At 44.7% G+C, this 18,898-nt stretch carries 16 protein-coding genes and 1 tRNA gene; 12 read left to right on the plus strand and 5 right to left on the minus strand.

Annotated elements, in window-relative coordinates; genetic code table 11:
* Window positions 1-773: 773 nt before the first annotated feature.
* From HMPREF0999_RS17030 to HMPREF0999_RS17060, 7 genes are all read left to right on the plus strand, one after another.
* Window positions 774-1,553, plus strand: a complete 780-nt coding sequence (locus HMPREF0999_RS17030; protein WP_005861254.1) for a ParA family protein — start codon at window positions 774-776, stop codon at window positions 1,551-1,553.
* Window positions 1,541-2,428 (plus strand): ParB/RepB/Spo0J family partition protein, encoded by an 888-nt coding sequence (locus HMPREF0999_RS17035; protein WP_005861256.1) that lies wholly within the window; start codon window positions 1,541-1,543, stop codon window positions 2,426-2,428. Before HMPREF0999_RS17030 ends, HMPREF0999_RS17035 begins: the two co-directional genes overlap by 13 nt.
* The gene (locus HMPREF0999_RS17040) at window positions 2,425-3,135 is read left to right on the plus strand and encodes a DUF5683 domain-containing protein (protein ID WP_005866821.1); all 711 of its coding nucleotides are present in this window, start codon (window positions 2,425-2,427) and stop codon (window positions 3,133-3,135) included. Before HMPREF0999_RS17035 ends, HMPREF0999_RS17040 begins: the two co-directional genes overlap by 4 nt.
* 5 nt (window positions 3,136-3,140) lie before the next feature.
* A complete protein-coding gene (locus tag HMPREF0999_RS17045) occupies window positions 3,141-4,697 on the plus strand; it encodes a lytic transglycosylase domain-containing protein (protein ID WP_009276456.1) in 1,557 nt (518 codons plus the stop codon).
* Between the two features lie 67 nt (window positions 4,698-4,764).
* Window positions 4,765-5,823, plus strand: a complete 1,059-nt coding sequence (locus HMPREF0999_RS17050) for a sensor histidine kinase (protein ID WP_008780692.1) — start codon at window positions 4,765-4,767, stop codon at window positions 5,821-5,823.
* Between the two features lie 6 nt (window positions 5,824-5,829).
* A complete protein-coding gene (locus HMPREF0999_RS17055) occupies window positions 5,830-6,585 on the plus strand; it encodes a LytR/AlgR family response regulator transcription factor (RefSeq protein WP_009276457.1) in 756 nt (251 codons plus the stop codon).
* Between the two features lie 319 nt (window positions 6,586-6,904).
* Window positions 6,905-7,303: a hypothetical protein gene (locus tag HMPREF0999_RS17060; RefSeq protein ID WP_005861266.1), complete on the plus strand. Its 399-nt coding sequence runs from the start codon at window positions 6,905-6,907 to the stop codon at window positions 7,301-7,303.
* A 103-nt stretch (window positions 7,304-7,406) separates the two neighbouring features.
* On the opposite strand, the gene HMPREF0999_RS17065 is transcribed toward HMPREF0999_RS17060, so the two are convergent.
* On the minus strand, window positions 7,407-8,696 hold the full coding sequence (locus HMPREF0999_RS17065; RefSeq protein WP_005861268.1) for an O-acetylhomoserine aminocarboxypropyltransferase/cysteine synthase family protein: 1,290 nt from the start codon (window positions 8,694-8,696) through the stop codon (window positions 7,407-7,409).
* Between the two features lie 168 nt (window positions 8,697-8,864).
* On the opposite strand from HMPREF0999_RS17065, the gene HMPREF0999_RS17070 reads away from it, so the two are divergent.
* Window positions 8,865-9,335 (plus strand): Lrp/AsnC family transcriptional regulator, encoded by a 471-nt coding sequence (locus tag HMPREF0999_RS17070; RefSeq protein ID WP_005861270.1) that lies wholly within the window; start codon window positions 8,865-8,867, stop codon window positions 9,333-9,335.
* Window positions 9,336-9,432: 97 nt separating this feature from the next.
* Window positions 9,433-11,718, plus strand: coding sequence for a RelA/SpoT family protein (locus HMPREF0999_RS17075; protein WP_009276458.1), 2,286 nt, complete (start codon window positions 9,433-9,435; stop codon window positions 11,716-11,718).
* A gap of 45 nt (window positions 11,719-11,763) precedes the next feature.
* Here HMPREF0999_RS17075 and HMPREF0999_RS17080 read toward each other — a convergent pair whose 3' ends face one another.
* From HMPREF0999_RS17080 to HMPREF0999_RS17095, 4 genes are all read right to left on the minus strand, one after another.
* On the minus strand, window positions 11,764-12,714 hold the full coding sequence (locus tag HMPREF0999_RS17080) for a calcium/sodium antiporter (RefSeq protein WP_008780694.1): 951 nt from the start codon (window positions 12,712-12,714) through the stop codon (window positions 11,764-11,766).
* Between the two features lie 6 nt (window positions 12,715-12,720).
* Window positions 12,721-13,122, minus strand: a complete 402-nt coding sequence (locus HMPREF0999_RS17085) for a DUF3127 domain-containing protein (RefSeq protein WP_009276459.1) — start codon at window positions 13,120-13,122, stop codon at window positions 12,721-12,723.
* A gap of 79 nt (window positions 13,123-13,201) precedes the next feature.
* The gene (locus HMPREF0999_RS17090; protein WP_005861277.1) at window positions 13,202-13,558 is read right to left on the minus strand and encodes a MerR family transcriptional regulator; all 357 of its coding nucleotides are present in this window, start codon (window positions 13,556-13,558) and stop codon (window positions 13,202-13,204) included.
* A gap of 14 nt (window positions 13,559-13,572) precedes the next feature.
* The gene (locus HMPREF0999_RS17095; protein ID WP_005866895.1) at window positions 13,573-14,556 is read right to left on the minus strand and encodes a M23 family metallopeptidase; all 984 of its coding nucleotides are present in this window, start codon (window positions 14,554-14,556) and stop codon (window positions 13,573-13,575) included.
* Window positions 14,557-14,654: 98 nt separating this feature from the next.
* On the opposite strand from HMPREF0999_RS17095, the gene alaS reads away from it, so the two are divergent.
* From alaS to HMPREF0999_RS17110, 3 genes are all read left to right on the plus strand, one after another.
* The gene (gene alaS / locus HMPREF0999_RS17100) at window positions 14,655-17,276 is read left to right on the plus strand and encodes an alanine--tRNA ligase (RefSeq protein ID WP_009276460.1); all 2,622 of its coding nucleotides are present in this window, start codon (window positions 14,655-14,657) and stop codon (window positions 17,274-17,276) included.
* A 154-nt stretch (window positions 17,277-17,430) separates the two neighbouring features.
* Window positions 17,431-18,492, plus strand: a complete 1,062-nt coding sequence (gene aroB, locus HMPREF0999_RS17105; protein ID WP_005861282.1) for a 3-dehydroquinate synthase — start codon at window positions 17,431-17,433, stop codon at window positions 18,490-18,492.
* 36 nt (window positions 18,493-18,528) lie between these two features.
* Window positions 18,529-18,603 (plus strand) — tRNA-Pro (locus HMPREF0999_RS17110).
* Window positions 18,604-18,898: the final 295 nt, after the last annotated feature.

The raw sequence follows: 18,898 nt of genomic DNA on the forward strand, positions 1-18,898 counted from the left end.
CATAAGGTAGAGCCCCGTCGATGTATTTCGGCGGGGCTTTTGTGTGTTGTGTTACGAGTATTTCTGTCGATGAAACAAACGTTATTCTTTCTTTTTGATTGATATATGTCTATATGTATGACATTCCTTTCTGGTGGAGAGTATAAAATAGCAGAGGCTGGATGACTGTAAACGGTATTTTTTATTAGAAAAGCCCCCTTTTTGTATGCGATAGATGGTGAAAGCTTATGCGATAGGTCGCATTGGGCAACTCCGGCAATGCCGTTGGGCATCGTGAGCAGTCAAGAATAGGGTTGTTGATACTTGTGAATGGGCATCATACCCCTGTTATGACCCAGTTCTAATCCCATAAAGTCCCTTAATCAACCCCTTAAATATGAATTACAATGGATAAATTTCGCTAGAATGAAAGGCTGTTTTTCGATAAGAGTCTGTCACGTAAATGATTGCTGAAATTTTTTCTCGTATTAGAGAGTGAGTTGTCCATAAGTCCGGAAAAATCGATTCTCCGGGAGTTGATATTACAAATTGTCAAAATGGTAATTGCGGAGATCCTCAAAAGGGGAAGCTTGGCTTGTTTAAAACTTCGTTATCATTTCCAAAAAAACACCTATATACCAGCCTTATAACCCCCTATTTGATTTATTCTGCTTATATTTGCGAGTTATCAACAGTTAGGGCGATTTATCAACAAAACAAGCATTGTTTTGATTGAACCCTGTTTGGTTCAGTTTTTAATGTTTAGTTTTGCCCTCGAATTAATTAGGTATAGTATGGGAAAGATTATCGCTTTAGCAAATCAGAAAGGTGGAGTCGGGAAGACAACCACCACGATTAATCTGGCTGCGTCATTGGCCGCTCTTGAGAAAAAGGTGCTGGTCGTAGACGCTGATCCGCAGGCGAATGCCTCATCCGGTCTGGGTGTGGACATACGTAATGTAGAACTTTCTATCTATGAATGTCTGGTGAACGGTGAGGATGCGAGCGGCGCTATCACACAGACTGAAGTGGAAGGACTGGATATCATCCCCTCTCATATCGATTTGGTGGGAGCGGAGATCGAGATGCTAAACTTGGAGAATCGTGAACGGATCTTGAAGCAGATATTGACACCGCTGAAAGAGAAGTACGATTTTATCCTGATCGACTGCTCTCCTTCTTTGGGATTGATAACCGTGAATGCCTTGACAGCCGCCGATTCGGTGATCATCCCGGTACAATGCGAGTATTTCGCCTTGGAAGGTATCAGTAAGCTGTTGAACACGATCAAGATTATCAAATCAAAGCTGAACCCGGCACTGGAGATAGAGGGATTCCTCTTGACTATGTATGATTCCCGCCTGCGTTTGGCGAACCAGATTTATGAGGAAGTGAAACGTCCGTTCCGTGATTTGGTATTTACTACCGTGATCCAACGAAACGTGAAGTTGAGCGAGGCTTCCAGTTACGGTAAACCTGTCTTATTGTATGACGCGGATTCGAAAGGATCTATCAACCATATGCAGTTGGCACAGGAGATTGTTGAAAAAAATAAAGGATTATGGCAGCATTAAAAAGATCGGCGTTAGGCCGTGGATTAGACGCGTTAATTACGATGGATGACCTGAAGACAGGTGGTTCATCGTCTATTAGTGAGATCGAGTTAAGCAAGATCCAGCCTAATCCGGAGCAACCTCGATCCATCTTTGAGGAAGAGACCTTGGAGGAGTTGGCTACCTCTATCCGCTCGTTAGGCGTGATACAGCCGATTACGTTGAAGGAAATCGGCCCCGAGCAATATATGATCATCTCTGGCGAACGCCGTTATCGTGCGTCGCTAAAAGCAGGTTTGGAGCGTATTCCCGCTTATATTAAGACGGCGGCCGACGAAAACGTGGTGGAGATGGCTTTGATAGAGAATATCCAACGAGAGGACTTGAACTCTATCGAAATCGCGTTAGCTTATCAAAAATTAATCGATAATTACGGCTTGACCCAAGAGGGGCTGAGCGAAAGGGTTGGAAAGAAACGTGCTACGATCGCTAATTACCTTCGTTTATTGAAACTTCCCGCCGAGATCCAAGTAGGATTGAAGGACAAGAAGATCGATATGGGACATGCCCGGGCATTGATCCCGGTGGATGATCCGGAGGTTCAATTAGCTTTATATGAGCAGATATTGGCTCAAGGACTCTCCGTTCGTAACGTGGAGGAGATGGTGCGTAATATAGCCGAGGGAATACAACCGGAATTGCCGGAAAAGAAAAAATCGGATCGTAAGCCGATACTTCCGGAAGAGTTTAAATTGCTGAAAGATCATTTGTCCCGTTACTTCAATACGAAAGTCCAGTTGACTTGCAATGAGAAGGGAAAAGGTAAAATTACGATTCCTTTCGCCACGGAAGAAGAGTTGGAGCAATTGATCGGGTTACTGGATAAATTGAAATGAGAAATCGAATCATACTCCTTTTGATCGGATTCATGTGCTATGCCGGGATGGGTAACGCACAGGAGGATAAGACGGAGAAAGCCGTTCCTGCTATAGTTTCCGATTCCGTGGAGGTAGCTGCCCCGGATTCTACCGTGCAAGCCGTCTTGATGGCGGCCGATTCGGTGGGTGTACCGGAAGTGAAGATGAAGCTGGCTTTTAAGCCGAATCCGACAAAAGCGGTCTTGTTCGCCTTGGTACCGGGTCTGGGACAGATCTATAACCGGAAATATTGGAAATTACCGATCGTTTACGGTGGCTTGATGGGATGTATGTATGCCGTGACTTGGAACAACAAGAACTATAAGGATTATTCGACGGCTTATAAGGATATCATGTATGATGCCGCTAAGAATCTGGAAAATCCGGATGCTTGGAGTAAAAGTTGGCAAGACTTGACTTCCATGGCTCCTGAGGATGCGATTAATAATTCAAATTTCAAGGATCAATTGAAAAGACAGAAGGATTATTTTCGTCGATATAGAGACTTGAGTATAATTATTACGGTCGGGGTGTATGCGTTGAGTATCGTGGATGCCTACGTGGATGCCCAGTTATTCGATTTTGATATATCACCGGATTTATCCTTGCATTTGGAGCCGGTTGTTAGTCCGAAGACGAGTGTCACGCCTCGTACTTACGGATTGAATTGCAGTCTAAAATTCTGATATACATGAAAAGATACCTGCTAGCACTCATTTGTTTAAATTGTTTGGTCTCATTGGTCTATGCGCAGGAAGAGACCCGAATTGAGGAAAAAGATACCTTAAGCTCGCTGGAGTCTGAGGTCGGATTGATTCCGGAAAGCTTGGATGCGAACGTGGATAGTTTGCTCCGTACTTGGCATGTGCAATATTTCTCAAAAAGAGAGGACTTTTGCCATGATGACGACGAGAATGTCTATTTCCCGGATTCGGTCTATATCGACCGCCTGTCTAGGCTTCCCAGCGTGATCGCTTTGCCCTATAATAATATAGTGCGTGATTGTATTGACTTATATGCGGAGCGTAAACGAAATTTAGTGCGTTATATGCTGGGGATGGCGGACTTTTATTTTCCGATAATCGAGCAGGTGTTGGATGAGCATGACCTGCCTATTGAATTGAAATATCTCGCCGTCGTGGAAAGTGCCTTGAATCCGGTAGCCCTCTCTCGTGTGGGCGCTTGTGGTTTATGGCAATTCATGCTTCCTACGGGTAAGAGCTATGGCTTGGAGATTAATAGCTTGGTGGACGAGCGCCGGGACCCCTTGAAAGCGACCGAGGCCGCTTGTAAGTATTTCAAGGATATGTACGCTATCTATGGGGATTGGAATTTAGTGTTGGCATCTTATAACTGCGGGCCGGGCAACGTGAATAAAGCGATCCGTCGTTCGGGGGGCAAGACGGACTTCTGGGATATCTTCCCTTATTTACCGAAAGAGACTCGTTTATACGTCCCCTTATTTATCGCCGCCAATTACGTCATGAATTATTATTGCGAGCATAACATCTGTCCGATGCAAACCAGCTTGCCGCTAGCCACGGATACGGTCATGGTGAATAATGCCCTACATTTGCAGCAGGTATCGGATCTATTGCAAGTAGATATTGAGACGTTGCGTGCGTTAAATCCACAATATAAAAGAGACATCGTTCCGGGTAATACCCGCCCTTCGGTTTTGAAACTACCTGCGGCGGAAACCTATGCTTTTATCGATAAAGAAGATACGGTCTATACGCATCGGATCGAGGAACTGTTGGCGAATTGCATTTCTGCGAATAACTCTAATGGCTCTTTACCAAGTGGTGCGACCCGGGAAAAAATCACCCACGTGGTATTGAGTGGTGAGAATCTTTATACGATCGCTAATCGCTATGGCGTGACAGCGAAAGATATCCGTAAATGGAACGGGCTAGGCTCCAACCGGGTAGCGAAAGGAAAACGGTTAAGATTATATGTAGATAATGGGGGTGTCGCTTTTGCCTCGGCTACCAAGACTCCGGTGAAATCAACTACCGTGACTGCGAAATCGACTGCGACAACAACGAAAAAGTCGGCTTCCGTCGCTACAAAACAGATCGCTTCCGCTAATAAAGATTTTGTCTCTTATAAGGTTAAATCGGGAGATTCGCTTTATTCGATTTCCAAGAAATACCCTGGGGTTACCGCCTCTTCCTTACAAAAGGTGAATGGGCTGTCAAGTCCGGATATCCGTCCGGGTCAAGTACTGAAGATACCGGTAGGATGATCATTCGGGGATAATTCGTCTTTAACTCTTTTTTTTCGCTTTCTTCCTGCACTGGAGAAGGATGTGAATGATTTTTTATTCCTTTGTATACGAAAAAAGATACAATCGTATGGGTTCATTGGATGAAAAGATATCAGTGGTCAAGGCTAAACCTTGGTTGGTCAGTTTGGTTTGCGCGGTGTTTATCGCCTACCCGAATTTGGCATGGATCTTTTGTGACATGAGCTATCTGGCTCCGAACGATCATCAAGGATTTTTACTCTTCTTTGGGTTCCGTTTTCTTTACTTCTGGGGACTTATTTGGTTTTTGCTGAAAAGTAACTTGAGGCATGAGGATTGTACCTCCTTCTTCGAGCGGTTGCTCTGGAATGCCCTGTACGTTTCCGGAGGCTTTGTTGTCTATAAATTGATCTCCTTCCTGACTATTAGTTATGATCGTTTTTTGAGTATCATTATCTTCCAGTTTATCGTGTTGGCGTTGTTATGTACCTTGATCGGCTATATACAAATGCTATATCACAATCAACGGGAAAAGGATCAATTGATCGAGAATCTGCGTGTCGAGAATTTGCAGAGCCGCTGCGATGCATTGGTGAACCAGATCAATCCGCATTTCTTTTTCAATTCATTGAATGGAATCTCCTCCTTGATACGGAAGAAAAACGATGAGAATACCTTGTTGTATGTTACGAAATTGTCCGATATATTCCGTTATATCCTTCAGAGTGATAAAAAGAATTTGGTACCACTGTCGGAGGAGCTTGCGTTTATAGAGGCTTTTCAGCATGTAATGGTAGTCCGTTTCGCCAATAAGCTTACTTTTACGATCGAAGTTCCCGAAGATAAGCGGAACTTGCGAATTCCCGTATTATCTTTGCTTCCGTTGGTAGAGAACGTGACGGTACATAATATTATAGACAGCGAGCACCGGATGGATATCTTGATCCGGCTGAACGAGCGAATGGAACTGGTTGTTTCTAATCCAATCTATCCGAAATTGACCTTACCGGATACGAATGGAACCGGGCTTAAGAATCTGGAGAATCGTTTCTTGCTATTAATGAATAAACAAATACGGGTAGAATCTGATGAGGATGAGTTTCAGGTATACCTACCCCTAAAATGATGCTATATGAGAATACTGATCGTAGAGGACGAGACCGCCGCCTATGAGAACTTAGCGGATATGTTGGTTACAATAGATCCCACGCTTGAGATCATGGGAAATACGGAGAGTGTCCAGCAAACGGTACGTTGGCTGCAAGCCAATCCGAGGCCGGATTTGATTTTTATGGATATTCATTTATCGGATGGTTCCGCTTTCGCTATTTTTGACCAGATAGAGGTGGAGGCACCGATTATCTTTACTACGGCGTACGATCAATATGCGATCGACGCTTTCAAAGTAAACAGCATAGACTATATCTTGAAGCCGATTAAGTCGGAAGAATTGAAAAGGGCCTTAGATAAGTTTAGCCGATGGAATCATCAAGATATCATCCATTATTTATCCCAATTAACACAGTTGTCTACTACTCCTAAATACAAGGATAAACTACTGATTCCTATTAAGGATAAATTGTTGCCTATTAGCTTGAAAGATGTGTCTTGTTTCTATACGGCTGATAAGAATACATATGTTTATTTAAAGAGTGGTAATTCGTATCCATATGCTAAAACATTGGAACAGATAATTTCTTCTTTAAGTCCTGCTGATTTTATTCGTGCGAATAAACAATTCATCATTTCTCGTGATAGCGTGAAGGACATAACAATTTGGTTTGATAGCCGTTTGCTCGTTACTTTGGATGTAGAAGTGCCTGAGCGTATATATATTAGTAAAAATAAAGCATCCGAGTTTAAGTCTTGGATAGTAAGTCTGGAATAATAATTAAATAGAAATGCCGGTTCTCTTAAAGCCGGTATTTTTTTGCCCTTTTCGTGTTCAATCCCCATTTTTTCCTTTTCGTCAACAATCGGAAACTTCCTATCCGATAATTCTTCATCTTTGCAATACAAACAAGGAGATACATCAATAAGATGTAAGTTGAAATTTTGATGTTAATCCGAGTTTTATCATACACATTAGATAGGTTAATAGGTTTGTAAAAAAGGATTAGTCCGAAACAAAAGAATGTTTAGGCTATCTTCTCTAAAATGAGTGTTTGTTTTGTAAATGGTTTTGTAATAGGTAAATTGTAGGTATTATGAGAAAGTTAATTATGGCGGTAGCGGTTTTGGGAATGAGTGCTACAATGAATTTTGCGAAAGCGCAATGTGTGAATGAATATGGGAATAAAGAACCGTTTGCGGTAGAGTTTAGCCGATTGAGTTCTTATCTAGGATTGGCTCCTTACCAAATGGAGGAGGTACTTAACATTAATGATTATTTTGTACAAGAACAAAGAAAGAGTTTGAGCAAAGACCTGAAGCGTCAGGATGAACGATTGCAAAAAGCCGTGTACGGCAATTTGAAGCTGATGAAAGAGGCGTTGACAGCCGATCAGTATCGCAAGTATGTCATATTGTTAAATGTAACTAACAACAATAACCGATTAACCGGAGCTGTGACATTTACGGATATCTATTTGGCTGAGAATAAATGAGTGTAACCTTGGCTCGATGTGATGTTGATTAGAAAGGCGATCCTTGTGTTCGAACAGGGATCGCCTTCTTTGCTTCTGTCCTTTTCCTTTTGGAAGTGCGCTATCAGATTTTAGCGAAAGCTTGATCCAGATCATCTATAATATCATCTATATATTCGGTTCCGATGCTCAAGCGTACGGTGGATGGTGTTATGTGCTGTTGGGCAAGTTCTTCCGGGCTCATCTGGGAATGAGTGGTCGTGTATGGATGAATGACAAGGCTCTTTACATCGGCGACATTCGCTAGTAGGGAAAATATCTCCAGTGAGTCGATGAATTTCCAAGCGGCTTCCTGCCCGCCTTTGATCTCGAAGGTGAAGATACTGCCGGCACCATTCGGGAAATATTTATTGTAAAGTTCATGGTCCGGATGGGTAGGAAGTGATGGATGATTCACTTTTTCTACTTTCGGATGTTTTGATAAATAATCCACGACTTTCAATGCGTTTGCTACATGGCGCTCCACGCGTAGGGATAAGGTCTCTAATCCTTGCAACAATATAAAAGCATTGAAAGGAGAGATCGTTGCCCCGGTATCGCGAAGAATGACCGCACGGATACGGGTGACAAAGGCGGCGGAACCTGCTACGTCCGCAAATATGGCTCCATGATAACTTGGGTCTGGTTTGGCTAATGTAGGAAACTTATCGGCATTCGCCTTCCAGTCGAAAGTACCTCCATCTACAATTACACCTCCTAGGCTACTGCCGTGTCCCCCTATGAACTTTGTGGCGGAATGGATGACAATGTCAGCTCCATGTTCGATCGGACGAATCAAGTAGGGGGTTCCGAACGTATTGTCTACGATTAATGGAACATGGTATCGGTGAGCGACTTCCGCTACCGCATCCAGATTCGTTACGTCAGAGTTAGGATTCCCGAATGTCTCTACATAAATGGCTTTCGTGTTTTCCCGGATGGCTGCTTCTAATGCGTTTAGGTCATTTACATTGATAATCGTATTAGTAATGCCTTGGGAGGCCAGTGTATGGGTGATCAGGTTGAAGGAACCGCCATACAAATTATCGGCCGCGATAATATGATCTCCTGCCCTCACTATGTTCTGTAACGCATAGGTGACAGCCGCTGCTCCTGAAGCCACGGCCAAACCTGCCACACCTCCTTCTAAGGCAGCTACACGTGCCTCGAAAACGCCTTGCGTGGAGTTTGTCAAACGTCCGTAAATATTCCCTGCGTCACGTAGGCCGAAACGGTCTGCCGCATGTTGTGCGTTATGGAATACATAGGAAGTTGTTTGATAAATGGGTACTGCACGTGCGTCGGTTGCGGGATCCGGTTGTTCTTGTCCTACATGAAGTTGTAATGTCTCGAAATGTAACTTCTTTGTTGCCATAGTCATCTTGTTTATTTAGTTCTTATTCTGTTGGCAAATGTATGATGTGTGTGCTTTTTGGACAAGATTCGTTGAGAATATAGAAAATAATACTATTTTTAGGGCTATAAATAGAATACATCTTCGGCGAAGGACGCTGGGGAATCAATCCGATAGAATTTTTTTCTTATGAATGTTTCAGATAAGTTAGACAAGGTGGATCTGCAAATCCTCCGAACGTTACAAGATAATGCCCGGTTGACTACGAAAGAGTTGGCGGCAAGGGTCAGTCTCTCGTCAACCCCGGTGTTCGAGCGTTTAAAACGTCTTGAGAATAGTGGATATATAAAGAAGTATATAGCGGTACTAGATGCGGAGAAGCTGAATCAAGGCTTTGTTGTCTTTTGTAGCGTGAAATTGGTTCGGCTGAATAAGGATATAGCTTTTGAGTTTACCCGGATTATTCAAGAAATCCCCGAGGTAACGGAGTGCTATAATATTTCAGGCGATTATGATTACTTATTGAAGATACACGCTCCCAATATGAAATATTATCAAGAGTTTATTTTAAATGTGTTAGGAACGATCGATAGTTTGGGCTCGTTGAGAAGTACTTTTGTCATGGACGAGGTTAAACACGACTATGGGATCCATATTTAAGCAGTAGATATTCTATTTTTGTCTTTTGTTAGGGTTTCCTTCCAAATATTTGTATATATTTGTGGCTATACAGTATAAAAATGGGAGGTGTAAAACCATGGACGATACAAAGGACACAAAAGATATAAAAGAAACGGGCGAGGCTGCGTCCGTTCTCTCTGCGGACGAACAGATGATACAAGATGGGTTCAATGCGTTGTTGAACGATTATTTGAAGTCAAACCACCGCCGTAAGGTCGAACGAATCACGAAAGCTTTTAATTTCGCCAATCAAGCGCACGCCGGAGTGAAACGGCGTTCCGGCGAACCTTATATAATGCATCCTATCGCCGTGGCTCGTATCGTATGCCGGGAGATGGGTTTGGGCTCTACCTCTATTTGCTCTGCGTTATTGCATGATGTCGTGGAAGATACCGAGTATACGGTGGAGGATATCCGGGATATGTTCGGAGACAAGATCGCCCAGATCGTGGATGGCTTGACGAAGATATCCGGTGGCATTTTTGGGGAACAGGCCTCGGCTCAAGCCGAGAACTTCCGTAAGTTGCTGCTGACTATGAGTGACGATATACGGGTGATTCTAATCAAGATCGCAGACCGTCTTCATAATATGAGGACTTTGGGTTCCATGCTTCCCGCCAAGCAATTTAAGATCGCGGGTGAGACTCTTTATCTGTATGCTCCTCTGGCGCATCGTCTGGGTCTCTTCTCGATCAAGACGGAACTGGAGGATTTGAGTTTTAAATATGAGCATCCGCAAGAATATGACTTCATCAGCGCTAAGTTGAAAGCGACAGAAGAGAGCCGTAATAAATTATTCGAGCGTTTCGCCGCCCCTGTGGACGAGAAGCTGAAATCGATGGGACTTCAGTATGAGATGCGTGCCCGTGTGAAATCGGTCTATTCCATTTGGAATAAGATGGAAAGCAAGGGTGTCGCTTTCGAGGATATTTATGATATTTATGCGGTCCGCATTATTTTTGACCCGCTTCCCGGTGTGGACGAGAAAAACCAATGTTGGGATATCTACTCGGCTATTACGGATATTTACCGGATTCGTCCCGACCGTATCCGTGATTGGGTGAGCCGTCCGAAAGCGAACGGTTATCAAGCGCTTCATCTGACCGTTATGGGACCGGATGGACAATGGGTAGAGATCCAGATCCGTAGCCGCCGTATGGATGATATCGCAGAGAAAGGCTTCGCTGCCCATTGGAAATACAAGGAATCCAACGTGGAGGAGGATACGGAATTGGATAAATGGATACAAACCATTACCGATATCTTGGAGAGTCCGGACCCGAATGCGCTGGATTTCTTGGATACGATCAAACTGAACTTATTTACTTCCGAGATATTTGTTTTCACTCCGAAAGGAGATATAAAGACATTGCCCCAAGGGGCTACCGCCTTGGATTTCGCTTATGCGCTTCACTCCGATATCGGTAATAAATGTATTGGCGCTAAGGTAAACCATCGTTTGGTGCCATTGAGTCATCCGCTGTCCAGTGGAGATCAGGTGGAGGTCTTGACTTCCCGCTCTCAGGAGCCGCAACCGGAGTGGTTGAACTTCGTGACTACCGCTAAGGCTCGTGCGAAGATCGATGCCGTATTAAAGCGTGTCCGTAAAGAGGTCGCTAAGTATGGAGAGATAAAAGTTCTTGATGCCTTCAAGCGTTCGGAGCTTGAGGCGAGTACATCCAATCTGGATAAATTAGGCATGTACTTTGGATTCTCGAAACGCGAGGAATTCTTTTATGCGGTAGAGAAGGGGGATGTGGTTTTGCCCGAGAATTTAAAGAAGCTGTTGAAGGAGAAGACGGATAATGTCTTGTTTAAGTATGTGAAACAGGCGTTGGGTGTCGCTTCCAAGAAGGTGAAACAACCCGAAGAGGAGGAAGCCAAGAAAGAGAAGCCTAAATATGATAAGAAAAAGCCTTATTTATTGAAAGAGGAGGCTTTTGAGCGTAATTATGTAATTGCCGAATGTTGTAAGCCGATTCCGGGAGATGACTCTTTAGGTTTTATCAATGACGATGGAAATGTAGTAGTTCATAAACGTTCCTGCCCGATCGCCATGCGCTTGAAAAGTAGCTTTGGCGAACGTATCTTGAATACGGTTTGGAGCAGCCATATGAACGCTTCTTTTGAGGCCACGCTAGAGGTGAAAGGTATAGACTCGATAGGCGTACTGAATACGATCACGAAAACGATTTCCGAGGATTTCAACGTGAACATCATGCGCTTGCTGATCGAGGCGAAAGACGGCGTGTTTGAAGGTAAGATAAAGATGAAAGTTCATGACGTAGAAGATATCCAGAAAATGTGCGTGACTTTGTCGAAGATACAGAATATTAAATCTGTCGGACGTGTAGCGGATTAAGTGTAGCGAAGTGCTTCGCTACACTTTTGTTTTATAAAAGCTTTATCAGCCGACAATCAAATAAGTTATATAAGCTATATAACAAGCGATCAATAGGATTCCCTCCGGCCTAGTGATGGTCCGTTTCTTGAAGAAAAGGCCAAAAATATAAAGCAATACGCATGAACCGATCATGACGCCCAAATCCAGATTGGTAATGCCTTGTATGTTCATCGGCGTGATTGTCGCGCTACAACCTAATACGAAGAATATATTGAAGAGGTTGGAACCGATAACATTTCCGATCGCCATCTCCGGGTTCTTCTTTAATGCGGCCACGACGGAAGTCGCTAACTCAGGAAGAGAGGTTCCTCCGGCCACTAAAGTCAAACCGATAATAGATTCGCTGACCCCCAGCCCACGGGCGATACCAGAAGCTCCATCCACGAAAAATTGTCCTCCGTAAATCAAACCGGCCAATCCACCAATGATGAATAAACTCGCTTTCCAAATGGGCATTATTTTAATCGTGCTCTCTCCATTTTCCTCTCCATTATGCGCGATCGCGAATGTATAGCCAAGGAAAATGGCGAAGAAGCATAATAGTAACATTCCATCGCTACTACTGATACTATTGTGCGATGCGCCGTTGATCAAAACGTCATTCGCGCAAATGAATAATACGATTGAGGCAAGCACGCAAAGAGGGATCTCTTTGCTCAACGTACCTTTCGTGACGCTGATCGGCACGATAGCGGCCGTACAGCCGACAATCATCAAGGCGTTAAATATATTGCTTCCTACTACATTACCAATAGCGATATCCGAGCTTCCTTTCAAGGCGGATACGACACTGACCGTTAATTCCGGTGCGGAAGTCCCAAACGCCACAATAGTTAGCCCGATTACTAAGCTGGAAATATTGAAGCGTTTGGCTACCGAGGCGGCACCATCCGTCAAGGCGTTAGCCCCGACTAAAATTAGTAGTAAACCGCCAATTAGTAATACGATATCCATTAGTCTTTAGAATGGCAAATCATCGATTGGATTGGCCGGCCCGAAATCAGGAGCGGATGAGGCTGGAGCCGTAGGAGCGGAAGCCGGAGCGAAATTATCCGGAGTTACTCCCATCGGAGCGGCTTGAGGAGCTGCCGCCATCGGACGGTCTACTTTCCATGCGTTGATACTGGTGAACCAGCGGCCTTGGTACTCACGGCTGTCAATGTCGAAAGAGACTGTCAATTCCTCGCCCGGCTGAATGGCCGCTTGAGCGATCTTATCCGCTCCGAATATCTGGAAGCATACTTTCTTGGGATATTGATCGTGTGTCTCTAATACGTACTCTTGTTTTTTCCATTCGTTTCCGGCTTTGCTGATACCGCCTACTTCCGGTAGGACCTGAATGATTTTTCCTGTAATTTCCATGTCTTGTATTTTATTTACTTATGTTTTATTTAATGGGGGACGAAGGTACGGTTTTGTTCTGATTTTATCAACAGAATAATCACACTTTCGGGGCAAAAGCATCGAATGCGTCTTTCATAGCTAACAGCTCTTCTTTGATCTGTTTCAGGCGGTTTACGATCTCTTCTTGGCGGATCGTCGTCTCTTTATTGTCCTTCAGTTTTTGCCGTGCGCCGGCCAAGGTCATCCCTCTCTCTTTAACCAGATGGTAGATGAGGCGTACCGCGTCGATATCCTCCTGCTTGTAAAAACGGGTACCTTTGCTCGTCTTCCTTGGATTGATGATATCGAACTCCTTCTCCCAAAAGCGAAGGGTGGACTCGTTCACGTCGAACATCTGCGCCACCTCGCTGATGGAAAAATAGAGCTTGAGATCTTTATTCTTTTTTAGACTCATACTGCTAATGAAGTTTAATCCATAACCTGACCATGATTCTCGGCGATCTGGATCATACGGTCGTATTCCTCAGGTGAGAGATCCATGTAATAGTATTTGGACGGATTATCATGCTTTCCTCGTACGATTACCTCATAATGCAAGTGAGGGCCGGTAGATTTCCCGGTATTTCCAACCTCGCCAATCACCTCTCCACGAGTAACCTTCTGTCCGACACGTTTCTTGAACTTACTCATATGACCGTATAACGTCTGATAGCCGTAGCCATGATCGATAATCAAACAATTTCCGTATCCCTGTTTCCAAGCGGCGAAAGTGACAACGCCATTACCTGTCGCATAGATCTCCGTTCCCACTTTAGCCGAGAAATCCATTCCGGAATGGAAACGAGGTGTACGGTAAATCGGGTCGATACGTACGCCATAGCCGGAAGCGGTACGACGCAGATCCTTATTGGAAATCGGCTGGATCGCCGGGATACATTTACTTCTCTCTTCTTGGTTCTTTCCTAGAGAGATCAGTTCTTCCAAGGAATTGGATTGGATATATAATTGCTTACGTAGCATATCCATCTTTTGGGTCGTGGAGACAACAAGCTCCGGATTGGACAGGCTCATCAAATGCTCGTAACGGTTTGTCCCTCCAAACCCGGCTTTCCGAACGGACTCGGGGATGGACTCGGCTTGGAAGATCGCCCGGTACAGATTCTCGTCACGCTGTTGGATATCATCCAATACGTCTAACGCGTTATTTAAGCGAAGGGAAAGCACCTCGTATTGAGTTTGCAATAGGCGGTTCTCCTTACGTAACTGAGATTCCATCGGAGAGTCCACCAAATGCATCATGACGAAAAAAGTGGCTACGCCGAACGCTATTCCGGTGCTTAAATGGCGGAGAACGGTGAACAGCCGGTCTTTGCTAGATGGGTATACACGCTCATAATTGAGAGTGTTCGGATTGTATAAATAGTATGTTTTGCGACTTTTAAAGAGTTTCATCTACATTTTTTGTTATCTGAATGCACGCAAAAATAATAATTTGCAGTACTTTTGCAAATTGTTTTTCAGAATATTAACGAGAACTATATAAATAGATTATGTTGACAGCAAAAGAAATCCGTGAATCCTTCAAGCAATTCTTCGCTTCTAAGGAACACCAGATCGTGCCTTCCGCTCCAATGGTGGTGAAGGGTGACCCCACGTTGATGTTTACGAACGCGGGAATGAATCAGTTTAAAGATATTATCTTGGGCAACGTGCCCCGTAAGTATCCTCGTGTCGCGGACTCTCAGAAATGTCTTCGTGTTAGCGGTAAGCATAACGATTTAGAGGAGGTAGGACATGATACCTATCATCATACGATGTTTGAGATGCTCGGAAACTGGTCGTTCGGAGATTATTTTAAGAAAGAGGCGATCAACTGGGCTTGGGAATACTTGGTAGAGGTATTGAAGCTGAATCCGGAGCGTTTATATGCCACCGTATTCGAGGGAAGCCCCGCTGAAGGCTTAGATCGTGATAACGAAGCTGCTGGTTATTGGGAGCAATATTTACCGAAAGATCATATTCTGAACGGTAACAAACATGATAACTTCTGGGAAATGGGGGATACGGGTCCTTGCGGTCCCTGTTCCGAGATCCATATCGACCTTCGTTCGGACGAGGAGCGTGCGGCGGTTAGCGGCGCCGATATGGTAAATAAGGATCATCCGCAGGTAATCGAGATCTGGAACCTTGTGTTCATGCAATTCAACCGCAAGGCCGATGGTTCTTTGGAACCGCTGCCGGCTAAGGTGATCGATACCGGTATGGGATTCGAGCGTCTGTGTATGGCATTGCAGGGTAAGACCTCAAATTATGATACGGACGTATTCCAACCGATTATCAAGGTAATTGCGGGAATGGCGGGTACGACTTACGGTACGGATAAACAGCAAGACATCGCCATGCGTGTGATCGCCGACCACATCCGTACGATCGCTTTCGCTATCACGGACGGACAGTTGCCTTCCAACGCTAAGGCCGGTTATGTAATCCGTCGTATCTTGCGGCGTGCTGTTCGTTACGGTTATACGTTCTTGGATCGCAAGGAAGCGTTTATGTATAAGCTTTTGCCCGTATTGATCGAGACGATGGGCGACGCTTATCCGGAATTGATCGCTCAGAAAACCTTGATTGAGAAGGTTATCAAGGAGGAGGAAGAATCTTTCCTTCGTACCTTGGAAACCGGTATCCGTTTGCTGGATAAGAAAATGGAGGAGACGAAGGCTGCGGGCAAGACGGTCTTGAATGGCGTAGATGCCTTTACATTATATGATACCTACGGATTCCCGTTGGACTTGACGGAATTGATTCTTCGTGAGAACGGCATGGAAGCCGATATCGAGGAGTTCAATAAGGCTATGCAGAAGCAGAAAGAGCGTGCCCGTAACGCCGCCGCTATCGAGACAGGCGACTGGATCACGCTGAAAGAGGGTGAATGTAAGTTCGTGGGTTATGATTTGTTCGAATGCGAGGCAGAGATCTTGCGTTATCGCCAGATCAAACAAAAGAATAAAGTATTATACCAGATCGTTCTGGATCAAACCCCGTTCTATGCGGAAATGGGTGGACAGGTCGGTGATACGGGTTGGTTGATCGCCGACGACGAGAAGATCGACGTGATCGATACGAAACGAGAGAATAATTTGCCGGTTCATTTGGTTACTAAACTACCGAAGGACGTAACGGCTACATTTACCGCGAAGATCAACGTGAAAAAGCGTATCCAGTGTGAGTGTAACCACTCTGCCACGCACCTTTTGCATGAGGCGTTGCGTGAGGTATTAGGTACGCACGTAGAGCAGAAAGGTTCGTATGTTTCGCCTGATTCTTTACGTTTCGACTTCTCTCATTTCCAGAAAGTGACGGACGAGGAAATCCGTAAGGTGGAAATATTGGTTGGAGAGAAGATCCGTGCGAACTTCCCGTTGGAAGAGCATCGCAATATGCCGATCGCCGAAGCAAAGGCGCTAGGGGCTATGGCTTTGTTCGGTGAGAAATATGGCGATGAGGTACGTGTCGTGAAATACGGAAGCTCCGTGGAGCTATGTGGTGGTACGCATATCCCGGCAACCGGTATGATCGGTTCTTTGCGCGTGATAGGAGAGAGCTCTATCGCCGCAGGAGTCCGTCGTATAGAGGCGGTTACGGCCGAGGGCGCCGAGCAATTCGTATATGCCCAGCAAGATCTGATCCGTGAGTTGCGTGCGTTGATGAACCATATGCCGAATTTGGCGCAAGCGATGAAAAAGTCTATCGAGGAGAACGCCGAGATGAAGAAACAGATCGAGGATTATATCCGTGAGAAGTCTATGCGTTTGAAAGAGGAGATCGTGGCGAAAGCTTCGGAGAGCAATGGTATCAAGGTTATGCAGTTCGTTGGTAAGGCAAATGCGGACGCTATGAAGAACGTGGCTTTCCAGATCAAGGCGGAGACAACCGATAGCTTTGTCTTTGTTGCCGGTATCATAGACGATAACAAATGCACGCTCATGCTTATGTTAAGCGATGATTTGGTGAAAGAGGGCTTGCATGCCGGTAAGATCGTAAAAGAGGCCGCTAAGCATATCCAAGGCGGTGGTGGTGGACAACCCCATTTCGCTACGGCCGGCGGTAAGAACATGGAGGGCCTTTCCATTGCGGTTGGCGCTGTGAAAGAGGCTGTTGGAGTACAGTAAAATCGGTTCGGAAGAAATTGACTTTTCTTTCGGACTTAATGATAGATTCCTTCGGATCGAATAAGAATTCCATCCGAAGGAATTTTTTTATGTCGTTTTGATAATCGGAATACATGTTTTACCTTTGTGGTCTAAGGTTTTAAATAAAAAAGATATGTCAGAGCAAAAAGTGGTTATTTGCAAGGACCTGAAATCGGAACTGCAAGATTTTCTCTCCTCTCTAAAATACGATAAGTTGTTCATCCTTATGGATACGAATACCAAAGAGAAATGTTTTCCCTTGGTAGAGGATATACCGGCCTTTCAAAAGGCGCCGATTCTCGTGATGGAAGCGGGTGATATGAATAAGGGTTTTGTCTCATTAGCCCAGATATGGACAGCTTTGTCGAATGAGGGGGCTTCCCGTAACTCCTTGCTGGTGAATTTGGGCGGCGGTATGATTACGGATATGGGTGGTTTTGCCGGCGCTACTTTCAAGCGGGGCATCCGTACGATCAATATCCCTACGACCTTGATGGCGTCCGTCGATGCTGCGGTTGGCGGTAAGACGGGTATAAACTTCAATGGGTTGAAGAACGAGGTCGGTTCTTTTTATCCCCCCTTGTGTGTATTCATCGATTGCGATTTTTTGCGCACGTTGGATCGCGATAATATCCTTTCCGGTTATGCGGAGATGATCAAGCACGGGTTGATTAGTTCGATGGAGAATTATGCGTCTGTCATGCTTTTTGATATCGACACCATGAATTATTCGTATTTGAATAGTTTGGTAGGCCAGTCGGTCGCCGTGAAAGAGCGGATCGTAGAGGAAGATCCCAAGGAACAAGGTATTCGTAAGGCATTGAATTTCGGTCATACGATCGGCCACGCTTTCGAGAGCTTGTCTTTCCTGAAAATGCGTCCGATCTTGCATGGTCATGCGGTAGCGGCGGGTATCGTGAGCGAGCTTTACCTCTCGCATAAGCTGTGTGGCTTCCCGATGGAGAAATTGAGTCAAGTCGTTTATTATATAAAAGAGTATTATCCGGCGCTCTTCTTTGACTGCACGGACTACGATACCTTATATGAGTTAATGACACATGATAAAAAGAATGAGGGCGGTATCATCAACTTCACTTTACTGAAAAATGTAGGGGATGTCCGTATCAACCAATCGGTCACCAAGGAAAAAATCTTGGAGTCCCTTGATTTTTATCGTGAAAGTTTTGGCATTTAACGGAAAAAAACTACCTTTGCACCCGTAAAATAAAAGCGGGATGTAGCTCAGCCCGGTTAGAGTACGCGTCTGGGGGGCGTGTGGTCGCTGGTTCGAATCCAGTCATCCCGACTAAAGCTGAGAGAAAAGGAGTTAAGTCTATGGCTTAACTCCTTTTTTTGCTCTCTATCACTTTCCTAAAACAATGAGGCAGTAGAAATTCCGACTCATCCGATATTCATGGGGGATAGCCTTAAATCATGACAATAGATTAAAATTGATATATTTCCGTTTGAATTTAGTGCGGTCATTCCAGCCTATTTTAGCCATTATTTCTGTTAATGGTTGCTTAGTGCCGACTTATCGGTGCATGCTCTGTGAGTTCAAAGTCTTTTGGGGCACGATTGTTTATCGGAGTAGGGAGGCC

The sequence above is a fragment of the Parabacteroides sp. D25 genome, assembly GCF_000307475.1.
Lineage (GTDB): Bacteria > Bacteroidota > Bacteroidia > Bacteroidales > Tannerellaceae > Parabacteroides > Parabacteroides distasonis.